Origin of the sequence: Streptomyces sp. HSW2009 (assembly GCF_040240285.1) — a bacterium.
Lineage (GTDB): Bacteria > Actinomycetota > Actinomycetes > Streptomycetales > Streptomycetaceae > Streptomyces.
In genome coordinates this window covers 1-15,203 of sequence record NZ_JBEHZD010000137.1, presented here as the reverse complement: position 1 = coordinate 15,203, position 15,203 = coordinate 1, and the positions used below count along the sequence as shown (strand labels likewise).

14 protein-coding genes are annotated in these 15,203 nt (G+C 73.8%); 10 read left to right on the top strand and 4 right to left on the bottom strand.

Annotation, left to right across the window (positions count from 1 at the left end):
* Positions 1-102: 102 nt before the first annotated feature.
* A complete protein-coding gene (locus AAHZ94_RS13220; RefSeq protein WP_349993043.1) occupies positions 103-651 on the bottom strand; it encodes an RDD family protein in 549 nt (182 codons plus the stop codon).
* 394 nt (positions 652-1,045) lie between these two features.
* Between AAHZ94_RS13220 and AAHZ94_RS13215 the strand changes: the two genes are divergently transcribed.
* Genes AAHZ94_RS13215 through AAHZ94_RS13205 form a run of 3 tightly spaced genes read left to right on the top strand, consistent with a single transcriptional unit; the run spans position 1,046 to position 2,860 of the window.
* Positions 1,046-1,258, top strand: coding sequence for a hypothetical protein (locus tag AAHZ94_RS13215; RefSeq protein WP_349993042.1), 213 nt, complete (start codon positions 1,046-1,048; stop codon positions 1,256-1,258).
* Positions 1,259-1,292: 34 nt separating this feature from the next.
* Complete coding sequence (locus AAHZ94_RS13210; protein ID WP_349993041.1) at positions 1,293-1,817, top strand: RNA polymerase sigma factor; 525 nt, start codon at positions 1,293-1,295, stop codon at positions 1,815-1,817.
* Positions 1,814-2,860, top strand: coding sequence for a hypothetical protein (locus AAHZ94_RS13205; protein WP_349993040.1), 1,047 nt, complete (start codon positions 1,814-1,816; stop codon positions 2,858-2,860). Before AAHZ94_RS13210 ends, AAHZ94_RS13205 begins: the two co-directional genes overlap by 4 nt.
* 175 nt (positions 2,861-3,035) lie before the next feature.
* On the opposite strand, the gene AAHZ94_RS13200 is transcribed toward AAHZ94_RS13205, so the two are convergent.
* Complete coding sequence (locus tag AAHZ94_RS13200) at positions 3,036-3,953, bottom strand: phosphatidylinositol-specific phospholipase C (RefSeq protein WP_349993039.1); 918 nt, start codon at positions 3,951-3,953, stop codon at positions 3,036-3,038.
* A 339-nt stretch (positions 3,954-4,292) separates the two neighbouring features.
* Here AAHZ94_RS13200 and AAHZ94_RS13195 point away from each other — a divergent pair, with 339 nt between their 5' ends.
* The 5 genes from AAHZ94_RS13195 (at position 4,293) to AAHZ94_RS13175 (ending at position 10,225) form a co-directional block, all read left to right on the top strand.
* Positions 4,293-4,823: a hypothetical protein gene (locus AAHZ94_RS13195; protein WP_349993038.1), complete on the top strand. Its 531-nt coding sequence runs from the start codon at positions 4,293-4,295 to the stop codon at positions 4,821-4,823.
* Between the two features lie 465 nt (positions 4,824-5,288).
* Positions 5,289-5,618, top strand: a complete 330-nt coding sequence (locus AAHZ94_RS13190) for a hypothetical protein (protein ID WP_349993037.1) — start codon at positions 5,289-5,291, stop codon at positions 5,616-5,618.
* Positions 5,619-6,528: 910 nt separating this feature from the next.
* Positions 6,529-7,098, top strand: a complete 570-nt coding sequence (locus tag AAHZ94_RS13185; RefSeq protein WP_349993036.1) for a 2Fe-2S iron-sulfur cluster-binding protein — start codon at positions 6,529-6,531, stop codon at positions 7,096-7,098.
* Positions 7,095-8,138 carry an FAD binding domain-containing protein gene (locus AAHZ94_RS13180; protein ID WP_349993035.1) on the top strand — a complete coding sequence of 348 codons (1,044 nt, stop codon included), beginning with the start codon at positions 7,095-7,097 and terminating at the stop codon, positions 8,136-8,138. The genes AAHZ94_RS13185 and AAHZ94_RS13180 overlap by 4 nt, the downstream gene beginning before the upstream one ends.
* Positions 8,135-10,225, top strand: a complete 2,091-nt coding sequence (locus tag AAHZ94_RS13175; protein WP_349993034.1) for a xanthine dehydrogenase family protein molybdopterin-binding subunit — start codon at positions 8,135-8,137, stop codon at positions 10,223-10,225. Before AAHZ94_RS13180 ends, AAHZ94_RS13175 begins: the two co-directional genes overlap by 4 nt.
* A 396-nt stretch (positions 10,226-10,621) precedes the next feature.
* Here AAHZ94_RS13175 and AAHZ94_RS13170 read toward each other — a convergent pair whose 3' ends face one another.
* Positions 10,622-11,101 (bottom strand): Fur family transcriptional regulator, encoded by a 480-nt coding sequence (locus tag AAHZ94_RS13170; protein WP_349993033.1) that lies wholly within the window; start codon positions 11,099-11,101, stop codon positions 10,622-10,624.
* Between the two features lie 334 nt (positions 11,102-11,435).
* Positions 11,436-12,209: a thioesterase II family protein gene (locus tag AAHZ94_RS13165; protein WP_349993032.1), complete on the bottom strand. Its 774-nt coding sequence runs from the start codon at positions 12,207-12,209 to the stop codon at positions 11,436-11,438.
* Between the two features lie 501 nt (positions 12,210-12,710).
* Here AAHZ94_RS13165 and AAHZ94_RS13160 point away from each other — a divergent pair.
* Both AAHZ94_RS13160 and thyX read left to right on the top strand, forming a co-directional pair.
* The gene (locus tag AAHZ94_RS13160) at positions 12,711-14,000 is read left to right on the top strand and encodes a pyroglutamyl-peptidase I (protein ID WP_349993031.1); all 1,290 of its coding nucleotides are present in this window, start codon (positions 12,711-12,713) and stop codon (positions 13,998-14,000) included.
* Positions 14,001-14,316: 316 nt separating this feature from the next.
* Entirely contained in the window at positions 14,317-15,102 is a 786-nt protein-coding gene (gene thyX, locus AAHZ94_RS13155; protein ID WP_349993030.1) for an FAD-dependent thymidylate synthase, read from the top strand.
* Positions 15,103-15,203 lie beyond the last annotated feature (101 nt).

The following is a 15,203-nucleotide window of genomic DNA, read 5'->3' as shown; positions in this document are numbered from 1 at the left end:
CCCCCGGTGCCCCCGCCCCCCCCCGCCCCCCCCCCCCCCGCCCGGGGGGCTCGATGTCGTGCTGCGTTGCGCACGGGCTCGGGGGCGGGAGTCAGTCCGGGCTCAGGGGCCGCCGGGCGCGAGCGCGCCCTCGGGTTCGACGCAGACGACCACGGTGCCGGCGGCCTTGTCGTGCAGGCACTGTTGGAGCGGTTCGTCCCGCAGGAACCACAGGTCGCTCACGACGGGCAGCACCAGGTGGGTGAGGTGCCGGCCGAGGGCGACCCGGTACGAGACGGCCGCCCCGTCCCCGGCGTGCGCGACCCGCAGCCCACGAATCCGCTTCCCCGGCGTGCCACCCCACCGGGCCGTACTGACCGGCGAATAGCCGAACACCAACGCGAGCAGCCCCGTCGTCGCCACGAGCCCGGTGGGCCACCCCAGCGCGTCACCGGCCCAGTCGTCCAGCACGATCGGCACCGGCACGAGCACCGCGACGAAGAGGAGGTCGAGCAGCCCGGCGCTCAGCCGTTCCGGCAGGTCGGCCGGGGGCTCGCGCCCCGGCACGGTGGGATACATCTGGAGCCACGGCGGCCACGGTCGACGGGGTAGCCAGGTGTGCTGACCGGAGGCCGCCGGAGACGCGGTGGGGGGAGAAGCGCCTTCATCCATGCGCCGCAAGCTAGCGCGCCCCCGCCGACACACTCCGGACAACACTCACATTGACCTGCTTCGCACTCGCCTTGATCACGAACCGCCTGAAAGTGCCCACATTCAGCCATGCCAGATCGGCCACATCGGAGCCTCTGGGAAGGCCGGTTACGCAGGGTGTCGGCCATGAGGCTGGTGCAAGAAAGTACTTGCCTCACAGCACATGAGGCAGCCGTCTGACACGGCCAGGCTCTGGGCGCACCCCGTTGGCCTGCGCAATGTCAAAAACTGTGCTGCCGGAACCACTTAGAGGGGACCGCGATGCCGCAGCGGCATCCGGCACTTGCCTAGGAGGGAGCCCGATGTGGATTCGGTGCTGGCGATCACGTGGGCCTCGGTGGTGGGAGGCTTGCTCATGCGAAGCGTCCTGTGCGTCCTGAGCCTGCGGACCACGTTGCGACGGGACGTGGAACTGGCCAGGATCAACCAGGCGGCGCGCAGCGACCGAGTACGACTACTCAGCCCTGGGACGTCCTTGGAGGAAACTGAGCCTGGCGGCTACCGGCTGACGGTCACCGATGCTCACGAGTGGGCCCGGGCAGCGGGGAGCACGCGCCATGGACGATAGGGCAGGCACCGATGTGAGTGTGTCAACTCCACATGTGGTCGAGCCCCAGCTCACCCATGAGTCACTCACCCGCATTCACGAGAACGAGCACGCGTCGCTGACCCGGTTCCTGTTGCTCCAGGGAGCATCCTGGCCAGAGGCTCAGGACTCGGTACAGGAAGCGTTCACCCACCTGTGGCAACAGCGTGAGGCACCTCGGCACCCACGTGCCTGGCTGCGTACTGTGGCGCGCCGCGCCTGGTTAAAACGGCCGGTGCGAGAGCAGCCCGATGCGGATCCAGGGCAGGCGGCACAGCCAACGCGAGTCGCGGACTGGTACACCCCGTTGGAGGCCATCGAACTGAGCGACGAGCAACGTCGGGTCATTGCCCTGCTGACGGCTTTGCCACCTCGACAGCGGGCGGCGATGGCCTGGCATCTGGACGGCTTCAGCACTGCCGAGATAGCCGCCGAGACAGGAATGACCCCGGCGGCCGTTTACCAGAACTTGAAGCGCGCACGCGAAGCCCTCAGGACGGCCCTCAACCACGTGCAAGGAAGCCAGGGGGCAGGGGAATGAACGAGGACGACCGGTCGACGGCCTTCGTACCCAACAGTGCAGGACGCCGGCCTGACGCGTCCGATGCACTTGTCGATGCGCTGCTCTCCGATGCACACGCGGCGCTCGGCAACGCCGTGACCAACCGACTGGCCCGCTGCGCCCATCACAATGCGCACGAGGCCGCATTGGACGTGCTGCTCTCCGATGCACACACGGCGCTCGGCAACGCCGTGACCAACCGACTGGCCCGTCAGGCGCGCGGCCAAATGGACGACGCGGCGTGGGACGCGGTGCTGACTGCTGCACGGGAACATCGACAGGACCATGCGTCGCCGTCAAGCGACGGGCCGCCGATCGAGGGTGGGCCGAGCAGGGCCGTACCCCCTGGGGAGCCAGTGGGAAAGGCCGAGGAAGCGCCTCACCACCTGGAACCGGTTACCGATGTCCGCGCCCTTCTTCAGGAGTGGTCGGCCGTCGAGCGGCTACGCAATCGGGTTCTGCTGCTGGACCTGTTCCGTCAATTGATCGCACCACATGGCAGGGCTCGCGCACTCGCTCTGGAGTTCAGTCGTACGCATGCCAGGGGCACGGACCTGAACCGGCTGCAAGCGCTGCACCGCGGCCTGGAATCGACCCGATCCTGGCTTGCCGAGCAGGCGCCCGAAGCGGCGGACAGGGGGCTGGTGACCCGCCTGGAACAGGTCATACGCACCATGGCAGAGACAGTTCTAGGGCTCCAGCACGACGTGCTCTGTGGGCCGCCCCTGCTCTTCGCTCATCAGATCGCCGCGATCCGTACGGCGGCACTCGGCGTGGCTCGCGGTCTGGACAGCGCGGTGTACGGATTGCGGGCCGCGGCCAACGACTTCCGGGGGGAGGACGTTCACACCATGGACCTGGAGGACATCCCGTTGGGCGGGGTGCGCTGGGACCGCAGCACCCGGTGGCCGCCGAGCTGGCAGGACCGGGTGCGGTGGGCCTCTATGCCCGATCGGGATGGCGTTCTGGTAATCCACGCCCAGCCGTACGGCATGGCGGTGGAAGTCACAGTGGATGCGTGAGTGGCAGCCGGTGTGGTGCCGCAGCACTGAGCCAGTCGTCGAAACCGGGGCGCTGCGGGCACCTCCCATCCGAAGTCCTCTCTGCTCCAGAGGCGACCTGCTGGCGAAGGCCAACCCTGAGCCGTAGGCCGAGAGGACGGGAACGGGAGGGCGTGGCGCACAGCCCTAAGCCCGGCTACGCCCCCGCCGCCCCCGCGAACCGCCGATTGTGTCGGATCACCGCATCGATCAGCCCCGGCATCGCGTCGGGGAAGTCCATAGCCACCACGCCGAGCCCGGTCAGGCCGCGGCCGTGGCCGGTGAGGAAGTGGTGGACGCGGGGGTTGAGGTAGCGGGCGTTGGATTCGGGGAGGGAGCGGTGGGCGGAGCTGACGTGGTTCACGTACAGCTTGCCGGGTCGGGCGGCGGCGTGGTGGAAGTGGCGCTCGATGCTGCGGTACTTCGCGGCGAGCGGTGCCGTCTCCTCCTCCTGGACGGCGAGCAGCTTGGTGTCGCCGTACGGGATGCCGGGCAGCTTGGGGTGGTCGGCGAGCAGGACGACCTTGCCGCGGGCCTGGCCGAGCGTGGGCAGCGTCGCATCGAGGCGCAAGAGTCTGCGGAATCCGGCCTGGTAGAGGTCGAACACGCGGCGGAACTCGGCGTCGGGCACGGTCGAGTGCTCCTGCCCAAGGCGCAGCAGGACCGTCTCGGACGGATGGGCGCGCAAGAACGCCTCGCACGTCAGCAGCACACTGCCGAACAGCAACTGCTGCGCGACCGCTCCGTGGTGCACGACGAGGGCCGAGTGGTACGAGCGGCAGCGGACGTCCAAGTACCGGATGCCCGCGTCGAGTTGTTCGGCGATCGTACGGCCCTGGCAGGCGATGCGGGCGCCGCCGATACGGACACCGGAGTGGTGGGTGCCGGGCAGGCTCAGCCGCGCCACGGGGGTGTCGTCGGCGAGGTCGGCGAGCCAGTCCTGGCGCGGGCGGGTCGGCGGTGCGGTGCGCGGCCCGGCCTGCGCCGCGGCCGGCCGGGTGCCCGCGTACCCCAGGAGGCCGCTCGTGGTGATGGTCGCCGCGCCGAACAGGAAGCCGCGCCGGTCCACGCTCATGTCGCGTCCTCTCCTGGCCATCTGATGGCCCGTCGGGTCGTGCGGGGAGTCGGGCCGCACGGTAACAGCTCCGGCCGCGGCTCACCGGCGCCACTCGCCCCACCGGCCCGTGCCGCCCCGGATATGTGACGGGCTTGCCCCCGTACGGCCCGTGTGTCCGGCGACGGCGCGTGGCGGGAAACCGTCGCGGGCGCCGGCCGTTTCGTCCGGGCCCCGGGCACGGCCTGGTGGGGCGGGCGGGGCGGGACCCGGGTGTGGGTGGGGGCGGGAAGGCCAGGTGCAGGTGGGCGAGGCGAAAGTCAGGTGCGGGTGGGCGGTGCCTTCTGCGAGGGTCCGCGGGTGAATGCTGAGGACAGATACGAGGTACTGCTGATCGCGGGGCGCTCGGGCGTCGGCAAGTCGACCGTGGGCTGGGAGGTGTCCGCCCTCCTCCAGGCCGCAGGAACGGCGCACTGCGTGATCGAGGGCGACCTCATGGACCAGGTCCACCCGGCCCCGCCCGACGACCCGGACCGCTCGACCATCACCGAACGCAACCTGACGGCCGTCTGGGCCAACTACGCGGCGCTCGGCCAGCGCCGGCTGATCTACACGAACACGGTCAGCGTGCTGGAGGGCCCGATGTTCCGCCGCGTGCTCGGCGCCGATGTGCGGATCGTGTCGCTACTGCTGACCTCGGACGACGCCACGGCCCACGCACGGCTCGCGGTCCGCGAGACGGGGTCGCAGTGGGAGGCGCACGTACGGCGCAGCGACCGGATGGCCAGACTCCTTGAGCAGCACGCGCCGCCGGGGACGGTGCGCGTGGCGACGGACGGCAGATCGGTGACGGACATCGCGCGCGAGGTGGTGGCGGTGACCGGGTGGTGAGGGAGGGATCGAGGGAGTAGGGGAACCGTGACACCCGCCGCTCCCCCGTCGCCACCCCGCTGGCCAGGCCCGGTGGCCCGAGCTCACGCGTGGGTGTTGCACCGTGCGTACGACACGGCCGTGTCGTACGGCCCCTGCGGGGAGCGGCCCCGTCCCCCGCAGCAGGCCCATCCCCTCCGTGGCGGGCCCACACCCTCCACAGCGAGCCCGTCGACCCGCGGGCTACTTGTCCGGAAATAGCGGTGAACGGGCGGGGGGGGGGGGCGCCGGGGGGGCCCCCCGGCCGCGGGGGGGGCGGGCCCGGTGGGGGGGGGGCCCCGGGGGCGGGGGCCCCCCCCCCCCCCCCCCCCCCCCCCCGCCCCCGGGGGGCCCGGGGGCCCCCCCCGGGGGGGGCGGGGGGGGGCGCCCCCCCCCCGGGCCCCCCCCCCGTCCGGCGGTGATCCCGCACGATTTCCTGGGAGTCCCATGCGTCCTCTCGCCGCCGCAGCCCTCGTCGGGGCCGCCCTCGCCCTCTGGCCCCTGTCCGCCGGCCACGCCGCGGACCGGCCGGCCCGTACGCCCGCCTATGTGTGTGACTCGATGACCTGGTCCGCGACCGCCGGTGCGACCGTCGGCAAGGGGTGCACGCCGGCCGGTGGTGTGCCCGCGGACGGCCCCATCCACGGGCGGTTCCTGCTCAAGGGCCGCTCCGGTGGGCCCACCGTGGCCTGCCCGGCACATCCGCTCGGAGCGCCGTCGGGGCAGTACAACAGCAAGGACCGGCAGGTGTGGGCGGGAGCCTGCCACCGCCTGTAGACCGCGCGCCCGCGGGTCCCGCCGGGCGGCGTGGCGCTGCCGCCCGCCCGCCGGGGCCGGCCGTTGCCGCGCCGGTACGCGGCCGGGCCGTCGACGCCCCGGCGGGCAGCCCGACGCCGGCCCGGATGCGGGCGGTCCTGGCCTGGCCTGGCCCGCGTGGCCGGGCCAGGGAGGTACCACCGGGTCCGGGCCGTTCCGCCGAGACCAGGCCCGTACGGCCAAAAACTGGTCCGTACAGCTCAGAGCTGGCTCGCGTGGCCAAGAGCTGACCTGTACGGCCAGGGCCCCGTAACGGGAACGGACAGCCCCGCGGTGGCGCGAGTACGGCCGGCCGGGCGCGGCGGGCCCGAGGCCGGCAATTCCCTAGCCGTGGGGCGCCAACGGGAGTATGTCGGCGCGGGGTTCGCGCTCCCGGGCGGGCGGCTATCGGCCAGATGCTGCGGATGCGGCGCGGGCCCGTCATCGCGGCGCCGGCGGACCGGGCCACGGCGGGGCGCGAACCGCCATGTGCCTCTGCCACGCGACTCCGTCGTGCGTCCGCGCGGTGCCGCCCGTCCGGCGTCCGCGCGGTGCCCGCCCGGAAGCGTACGGCGGCCGGACGCGCGGGGAAGCGTCTGTACTCCGTACGGGGGGCGTCCGTAGGGGAGACGCCCGCACCAAGGCATCCGTACGGGTGGCACCCCTGCGGGAGACACCCCTGCGGGGCCCCTTCGGCCGAGGACGCCGCCACCCCACGCACAACCACCCCACGCAAATCCGCCACCCCACCCACCGCCACCTCGCCCCACCCACCACCTGACCCGCCCCCTGCACCATCCGAGTGACTGGCCGAAATTTTCTGGTTTGTCGCAGGTGTAGGCGGGGACGCGGTCACGGGGCCGCAGCACACCCAGCGAAGGGCCGTGACGTCATGGCAACGCTCTCCACACCCACCGTCCAACACCCTCCCACCGCGTCGGATGTCACCCTGTGGGTCAACGGCGCCGCCCACAGACTGGCCCTGGACCACCGCACCACCTTGCTCGACGCGCTGCGCGAGCACCTGGGCCTGACCGGTGCCAAGAAGGGCTGTGACCACGGGCAGTGCGGTGCGTGCACGGTCCTGCTCGACGGGCGCAGGACCAACGCCTGTCTCGTCCTCGCGGTGGCGGCCGACGGGGCGCACGTCACGACGGTGGAAGGGCTCAGCGACGGCGAGCAGCTCCACCCCGTGCAGCGGGCCTTCCTGCACCACGACGGGTTCCAGTGCGGCTACTGCACCCCGGGCCAGATCTGTTCGGCCATCGGGGTGCTCGCCGAGGCGGCCGATGGCCAGCCATCGCAGGTCACCCCGCTGCCCGGGGCGCAGGACGGGGCGCCCGAGCCGGGTGCGCCGGTGCCGCTGACGCCGGCGGAGATCCGCGAGCGGATGAGCGGGAACCTGTGCCGCTGCGGCGCGTACCCGAACATCGTGCGGGCCGTCGACGAGGTGGCGCCGTGAAGCCGTTCGGCTACCTGCGCGCCACCGACGTCGATGCGGCGATCGCCGCCGTCGCCGCCGATCCGACCGCCAGGTTCCTGGGCGGCGGCACCAACCTGGTGGACCTGATGAAGCTGGGCGTGGAGCGCCCCGGGCTGCTCGTGGACGTCAGCCGGCTGCCGCTGACCGATGTCGATCAGGCCGCGGACGGCGGGCTGCGGATCGGGGCGAACGTCCGCAACAGCGACCTGGCGGCCCACCCGCTGGTCCGCGCCCGCTACCCGGCGCTCTCGCAGGCCCTGCTGGCCGGCGCTTCGGGGCAGTTGCGCAACGCGGCCACCACCGGCGGCAACCTGTTGCAGCGCACCCGCTGCCCGTACTTCCAGGACGTCAGCAAGCCGTGCAACAAGCGGCACCCGGGCAGCGGCTGCCCGGCCCGTGCCGGGGCGCACCGGGACCTCGCCGTCATCGGCCACTCCGCGCACTGCGTGGCCACCCACCCGTCCGACCTGGCCGTCGCGCTCGCCGCGCTGGACGCCCGGGTGGTGCTGCGCGGCCCCGCCGGCGCACGCGGCGTCGCCCTGACCGACTTCCACCGGCTCCCCGCCGACCTGCCGGAGCGGGACACGGTGATCGGCCACGGCGAGTTGCTGACCTCCGTGGAACTGCCGCCGCCGGCGCCGGGCCGCTCGGCCTACCGCAAGGCCCGCGACCGCGCCTCGTACGCCTTCGCGCTGGCCTCGGTGGCCGCCGTGCTCGATGTCCGTGACGGGGTGGTGCGCACGGTGCGGCTGGCCTTCGGCGGGCTCGCGCACAAGCCGTGGCGGGCCCGCCTCGCCGAGGCGGCGCTGGTCGGCGGGCCGGCGACCGACGAGGCGTTCCGGCGGGCGGCGGACACCGAGTTGGCCGCGGCCCGCCCGCTGCGCGACAACGCCTTCAAGGTGCCGCTCGCCCGCAACCTGGCCGCGGCGCTGCTCGGCGAACTAGCCGGCACCGACGGCCAACCACCACAGGACGGGGCAGGACAGAACGGCGCGGAACATCTGAGGAGGCAGCCATGAGCGGTACGGAGACCGGGGCGCCGCTCGGCCGTCTGGAGGGGCCGCTCAAGGTCACCGGGGCGGCCAGGTACGCGGCCGAGTACCCGCTGCCCGAGACCGCGTACGCCTGGCCGGTGCCGGCGACGATCGTGCGCGGCGCGGTCACCGCCGTGCACACCACCGACGCGCTCGCGATGCCCGGCGCGCTGCGCGTGCTCAGCCATGCGAACGCGCCACGCCTCGGCCCCACCGACGACCCGACCCTGCACCTGCTCCAGAACGCCGCGGTGCCGCACCGCGGCTGGTACGTGGCACTGGCCGTGGCCGACTCCCTTGAGGTGGCCCGCGCCATGGCCGAGGCGGTGCGGATCGACTACGCGGTCGATGAGCACGACGTCGTCCTGGTGCCCGGGCATCCGCGGCTCTACGAGCCGGAGCGGGCCAACGGCGGCCACCCGGCCCGCCGCGAACACGGTGACTTCGCCACCGGTTACGCCGCCAGCGAGGTCCGTGTGGACGCCACGTACACGGTGGACGCGCAGCACAACCACCCGCTGGAGCCACACGCCTGCACCGCGCTCTGGCGGGCCGGACGGCTGACGGTCTACGACTCGAATCAGGGCTCGACCAAGGTCAAGGAGGTGCTCGCGGCGCTGTTCGGGCTGCGCCCGGAGCAGGTCACGGTGGTGTCCGAGCACGTGGGCGGCGGCTTCGGGTCCAAGGGCACGCCGCGCGCGCCGGTGGTGCTGGCCGCGCTGGCCGCCCGGCAACTGGGCCGCCCGGTGAAGGTGGCGCTGCCGCGCGGGCAGCTCCCCGCGGTCGTCGGCCACCGTGCCCCGACGGTGCAGCGGCTGCGCATCGGGGCGGACCGGGCGGGGCACATCGGCGCGCTGGGCCACGAGATCATCACGCACACCTCGACGGTCAAGGAGTTCGTGGAGCAGGCCGCAACGCCCGGGCGCACCATGTACACCGCGCCGCACAGCCGCACCACGCACCGGGTGGCGGCGCTCGACGTGCCGAGCCCCTCGTGGATGCGCGCGCCGGGCGAGGCGCCGGGCATGTACGCGCTGGAGTCGGCCATGGACGAGCTCGCGGTGGCGCTCGGCATGGACCCGATCGAGTTGCGGGTGCGCAACGAGCCCGCCGTCGAGCCGGACACCGGCAAGCCGTTCAGCAGCCGGCACCTGGTGGAGTGTCTGCGCGAGGGCGCGCGGCGCTTCGGCTGGGACGCCCGCGACCCGCGCCCGCGCAGCCGCCGCGCCGGCCGGCAGTGGATCGGCACCGGCGTCGCGTCCGCCACCTATCCGGTGCTCGTCTCACCGTCCACGGCAGAGGCGCGCACCGAACCCGGCGGCGGCTTCCGGGTGCGGATCAACGCCACCGACATCGGCACCGGTGCCCGTACGGTGCTCGCCCAAGTCGCCGCTGACGCGCTGGGCGTGCCGGTGGACCACGTACGGATCGACATCGGGTGCAGCGACCTGCCCGCGGCGGCCCTGGCCGGTGGCTCGTCCGGGACCGCTTCGTGGGGCTGGGCGGTGCACCACGCCTGCCGCAGGCTGCGGGCGCTGGTCGCGGAGGCGGGCGGTGATGCGGCGTCGCCCACGCTCCGGGCGTTCGCGGACACCGCGGGCGAGGCGGACGCCCCGTCGCCGTACGCCAGGCACGCGTTCGGGGCGCAGTTCGCTGAGGTGGCGGTCGACATGGACACCGGGGAGGCCCGGGTGCGCCGACTGCTCGGCGTCTTCGCCGCCGGCCGCATCCTCAACTCCCGTACGGCACACGGACAGTTCGTCGGCGGGATGACGATGGGGATCGGCATGGCGCTGCTCGAAGGCAGCACCGTGGACCCGGTCTACGGCGACTTCGTGGAGCGCGATCTGGCCGCGTACCACGTGCCGTCCTGCGCCGACGTGCCAACGATCGAAGCGCACTGGATCGAGGAGGAGGACCGGCAGCTCAACCCGATGGGCAGCAAGGGGATCGGTGAGATCGGCAGCGGCGGCACGGCGGCGGCGATCGGCAACGCGCTGTACCACGCGACGGGGGTACGGCTGCGGGAGTTGCCGATGACGCCGGACCGGGTGTTGGCCGGACTCGGCTGACCAGCGCGCCGCCCGGCCACGCACCGCCGGCCGCGCGCGCCGCCCCGACCGCGCGCCTGGCCCGGCCACCGGGGACTCCGCCGGACGCGCCCGCGGGCAGGAGTGGGGGCCGCGCTGTAGCGGCCGGTGGCCGCGATCCTTCGCTACGCGCCTGGGGGCGGGAGTGGGCCGCTTCTCCGGATGCGGAAGCCGGATGAAGTGCGCGCGGAGCTCCCGCGACCCGTCAGGACGTGCTGCGTGCTGTCGGAACTCGCCGCACTCGCCCCGGCCTTCGTCGAAGCGCGGGGGCGGCAGCGGCCCGCCGCGCATCGGGCGGGGGTGCCCGTCAGGGTGGGCCGTGCGGACGTCGGCGTCGCGGCCGACGCCCCGTCAGCCGGCGCCAGGGCCGACGCCGCGTCAGCCGGCGCTACAGGCCGCGCACACCCCGGTCAGCTCCAGGGTGTGGTGGACGGCGGTGAACCCGGTGCGCTCCCCCACGCCGTCCGCCCACTCCTCCACCGCTTCCGCGTCCACCGACTGGCTGGTGCCGCAGTCGCGGCAGATCAGGTAGTGCCGGTGTCCGGCTGCGGGGCGGTGGCGGTAGAGCCGGCCGCCGGCCTCATCCCGTACGACGTCGAGCAGGCCGGCCCTGGCCAGGGCCTGGACGCTGCGGTAGACGGTGGTCAGGCCGACGGACACGCCGCCGGCGGCCAATCTCGCGTGCAGTTCCTGGGTGGAGAGGAAGTCCGGGCAGTCGGCGATGGCGCGCAGCACGGCGGCGCGCTGTCGGGTGGCACGCCCGGGCACGGCGCTCAGCGCCACCTCCGTCGCGCCCACCGGGCGCCCGCCGCTCGTCACTACCCGTCCGTCGGTACAGCTTGAGACCGCGTCGTTCACCCGCCCCACGCTAGTTGGCAATCATTTCCATGTCGAGCGTGGCAGGGGTGCCGCGCGTTGCGTTGGGGGCGCATAGGGGGCGTCGCTGACCTGGCCAAACGACGGCGGATGCGCCGCAGGGCGCGGGCGGGTTGAGACGGGTCGGGTCAGGCCAGGTCCGGCGGGGCTGCGGATGCTGTACGGGGGCGCCGGCTACGTACGGGCGAGGCGGGGCGGCCCGGCGCCGTACGGCCAAGGCGGGGCGATGCCGGCACCGTACGGCCAAGGTGAGGCAGCCCGGCACCGGCCGGTCCGCGTGCCGCGACCGGCGGCCGGCGCCGCCCGCGCCACGGGGTCAGGGCGTGCGCGCCGTCGGGGCCGACACGGCCAGCGCCGCCACCATCCGCTCCGTCTGGGACCAGGGGAAGAAGTGGTCGCCGGGCAACACCGAGAGCGTGAACGGCCCGTGGGTGGCGTGTTCCCAGGCGGCGGCCGTCTCCGGTGTGACGTCCGGGTCCGCGTCGCCGGTGAAGGCGTCGACCGGGCAGCTCACCCGGGCGTCGAGGTCCGGCGCGTACGTGCCCACCACCTGGTAGTCGGCGCGCACCGCGGGCAACAGCAGCTCCCGCATCTCTGGGTCGTCGAGCAGTTCATCGCTGGTGCCACCCATCCGCCGCAGCTCATCGACGAACTCCTCCTCACCCAACCGGTAGGCGTCGATGGGTTGTTGCGCCCGCGGCCCCGGCCGACCCGACACCAGCAGCCGCCTGGGCCGCGGGCCGCTCGTACGCTCAAGGCGGCGCGTCACCTCCCAGCCGACCGAGGCACCCAGGCTGTGCCCGAACAGCACCAGCTCCCGGCCGGCGAGCAGCGGCGTGCGGACCAACTCGGCGGTGACCGCGTCGGCAAGTGCGGCCATCTCGACCAACGGCTCTTCCAACAGCCGGTCCTGCCGCCCCGGGTACTGCACCGCGAGCAACTCCAGCTCCGGCGGCAACAGCCGGGCCCACGGCTGGAAGAACCCGGCGTTCCCACCCGCGGGCGGCAGGCACACCACGGTGGTGGGCGCCGCCGGCCGCGGCGCGGGGCGACGCAGCCAGGACGAGGGCGAATCGGGTGTGGTCGACACGGTCAACTCCGTACGGTCGTCGTGGCGCCACCGGGCGGGTACCCGGCGGCCCTGCCCAGGCAGTTAACCGCACGGAGGTGTGCGCCCGCGGGTGTGGGTGGGCACGGGGTGGACACCGGGTGTGACGGAGTCGGGTGTTTCAGGTGGGTGTCTCAGGTGGGTGCTTCGGGCGCGTGCCGGTTGGGTGTGGGGGTTGGTGGGTGCCCGCGGGTGTGGCTCCGGGGGTGTGGGTTTTGAGCTTGATGCGTGGGTGGCTGTCGCGGATTGCGGTGGGGCAAGGGGTGACTGGCCGGTGGTGGCAGGGTGCGGCGGGCCGGGAGGGTGACTTGGCCCCGCGGCCCGGCACGGATGTGTCGTCCCGGGTCTGGTGTCCGCGGCACGCGTCAGGTTCGATGGCGGGCACACCACAGGTCGCAGCCGGCGACCTGCGGTGTGCGTCGGACGCCGGGCCCCTGCCGTCGGCCGTCCGGCGGCCCCGTCGTCCCCTATCGAAGGACCCCCATGAGAACCTTCCGCACCCGCATCGGCTGGCTCGCCGCCGCGCTGGTCACCGTCGCGCCGCTGGCCGGCGCCGCCCCGGGGGCCGCCGCGCCCGCGGACACCGCCCGCGCGACCGACGGGCCCACCGTCGAAGAGCGGCGGCTCGGCCTCGAAGCGCCCCGCGAGATCCTGCGGCGCAGCGGGTTCGACCGGGTGGCACCGCAGTTCGCCCGGGCGCTGGCCGGGGCGCGCTCGTCGGCGGCGGCGCAGCGGGTGGTGACCAGGTACGGGCAGCAGCTGTGGGACCGGGCGGTGGCCAGGGCGCAGGGCCGTGGCCCGGCCGGCGGGGACCTCAGTCGGGACGACGACCGCCCGCTGTACTGGGCGCGGCTCGGCATGACGCGGGCCCTGGGCGAGTGGCAGCCGGCGTTCCCGCTGTCGGACGCGAAGCGGGCCGCGCTGCTCACCGAGTTGGAGCGCACCTCACGCGGGCAGGACTCGATACGGCTGCCCGGAGGGAAGGGCGTCAAGCGGATTCTGGTGACCGGCTTCGACCCGTTCCAGCTCGACGCCGACCCGCGGCGCAGCAACCCTTCGGGTGCCGCCGCGCTGGCGCTCGACGGCACCACGATCCGCACCGCTTCGGGGCCGGCGCGGATCGAGACGGCGATCTTCCCGGTCCGTTGGGACGACTTCGCGGGCGGCACCGTCGAACGCGCCCTGCTGCCGCACTTCAAGGCCGGCCCGCGGCAGGTCGACGCGTTCACCACCATCAGCCAGGGCCGGCCTGGCCAGTTCGACCTGGAGCGCACCAACGGCGCCTGGCGCGGCGGGTACGGCGACAACCTCAACCTCTCGCGCACCGGGGTCGCCCCCCTGCCGCCGGGTGTGCCGACCCCGAAGCCGCAGCCGCAGTGGACCACCACCTCGCTGCCGTACCAGCAGATCGTCGCGGCGAAGACCGGCCCGTTCCCGGTGCGCGACAACACGTCGGTGACCGAGATCCCGGCCGGTGGCGACACCCCGGTGGTGCGGCCCGACGGGCCCACGCCCGGCTCGGTCGCGCGGGCCGGCGGTGGCGGTGACTACCTCTCCAACGAGATCGCCTACCGGGCGACGCTGCTGCGCGACGCGGTCGGCCTCAACGCCCCGGGCGGGCACCTGCACACCCCGATCCTGGAATTCGCCGCCGACAACACGAACCCGGCCACCGGCACCGTCACCGACCCCACGTTCGTACACAACCGGCGGACCATCACGGCCCAGGTCCGCGCGGTGATCGCCGTCACCGCGGGCACCGTGCGCCGCTGACCTTCGCGCGGGGACCGCAGCGGGCACCGGGGTGCCGTGGGTGGGCGCGGGACGTCGTGGTGCGGGTCATCGGAGTACGGGCCGGGCGCGTGGAGCGCTGGACTGGACTCGTGGAGCACTGGACTGGATCTGTACGGCACGCCCGCTGCCCGCCGCGGGTACGGGCCCGGGCGCGTGGAGCGCTGGGCCCGTGCTTCGGTGCTCCGCCCGCCCGGGTCGGTGTATCCACAGCTCACCGCCCCCGGTGCGCGCGGCGGTGCGCGCGGGACATGGCAGACTCGGTCAAGCTTTGTCCGAGCTACCAAGGATGGTCACGTTGCGCCCTGTCGAACCCGAGGTCCACCTCATCGCCCGCCCCCAGCTCGACTACGACGAGGTCGCCGGCTACCTCGCCGACGTGGGCGGGGAGAGCTGGTTGGAGCGCATCGACCGGGGTGAGTGGGACGACGCGCAGAACCTGGCGGAGTTCGCGGGCCGGGTGTGCTACCGCTCCTGGGAGCCCGGGCTCAACCCCAACGTCACCCGCATCCGCACCGACCAGGAGAAGTACCTGCGCAACATCCTCTCCAGCGCGCACGGCTCGGTCCTGGAACACGTGAGCTTCTCGTTCGTGCTGCACCACGTGAGCCGGGTGGCCACGCACGAGTTGGTGCGCCACCGGGCCGGCACCGCCGTCTCCCAGGAGTCGCTGCGCTTCGTCCGCCTGGACGACCTGCCGTTCTGGTTCCCGCGGTGGGCCGAGGACGACCCTGAGCTGATGGCGCGGGCCACCGAGTTGCTGGGGCGGATGGAGGAGTTCCAGCTCTGGATGGCCGAGCACTTCGGGCTCGACGAGGAGGGCGTGGCGTTCGCCGAGAAGAAGGCCAAGACCTCGTTCATGCGCCGCTTCGCGCCCGAGGGGGTGGCCACCGGGCTGGTGTGGACGGCCAACGTCCGTACGCTGCGGCACGTCATCGAGAGCCGCACCGCGCCCGGCGCCGAGGAGGAGATCCGGCTGCTGTTCGGCAAGGTCGGCGACCTGATGGCCAAGGAGGCACCGGCCCTCTTCGGTGACTACACCGTCGAGGACGGCGCCTGGGTGCCCGGCTGGCGCAAGGTCTGAGCACGCTTCGGCCCCCGCCCCCCGGGGGGGGGCGGGGGCGGGGGGGCCCCCCCCCCCCCCCCCCGGGGGGGGGGGGCCCCGGGGCGGGGGGGGGGGGCCCC

Bases quoted from the DNA above. Each gene is read 5' to 3' on its own strand.
- AAHZ94_RS13220 (WP_349993043.1), bottom strand. From the start codon at position 651: ATGGATGAAGGCGCTTCTCCCCCCACCGCGTCTCCGGCGGCCTCCGGT.
- AAHZ94_RS13215 (WP_349993042.1), top strand. From the start codon at position 1,046: ATGCGAAGCGTCCTGTGCGTCCTGAGCCTGCGGACCACGTTGCGACGG.
- AAHZ94_RS13205 (WP_349993040.1), top strand. From the start codon at position 1,814: ATGAACGAGGACGACCGGTCGACGGCCTTCGTACCCAACAGTGCAGGA.
- AAHZ94_RS13200 (WP_349993039.1), bottom strand. From the start codon at position 3,953: ATGAGCGTGGACCGGCGCGGCTTCCTGTTCGGCGCGGCGACCATCACC.
- AAHZ94_RS13190 (WP_349993037.1), top strand. From the start codon at position 5,289: ATGCGTCCTCTCGCCGCCGCAGCCCTCGTCGGGGCCGCCCTCGCCCTC.
- AAHZ94_RS13185 (WP_349993036.1), top strand. From the start codon at position 6,529: ATGGCAACGCTCTCCACACCCACCGTCCAACACCCTCCCACCGCGTCG.
- AAHZ94_RS13175 (WP_349993034.1), top strand. From the start codon at position 8,135: ATGAGCGGTACGGAGACCGGGGCGCCGCTCGGCCGTCTGGAGGGGCCG.
- AAHZ94_RS13160 (WP_349993031.1), top strand. From the start codon at position 12,711: ATGAGAACCTTCCGCACCCGCATCGGCTGGCTCGCCGCCGCGCTGGTC.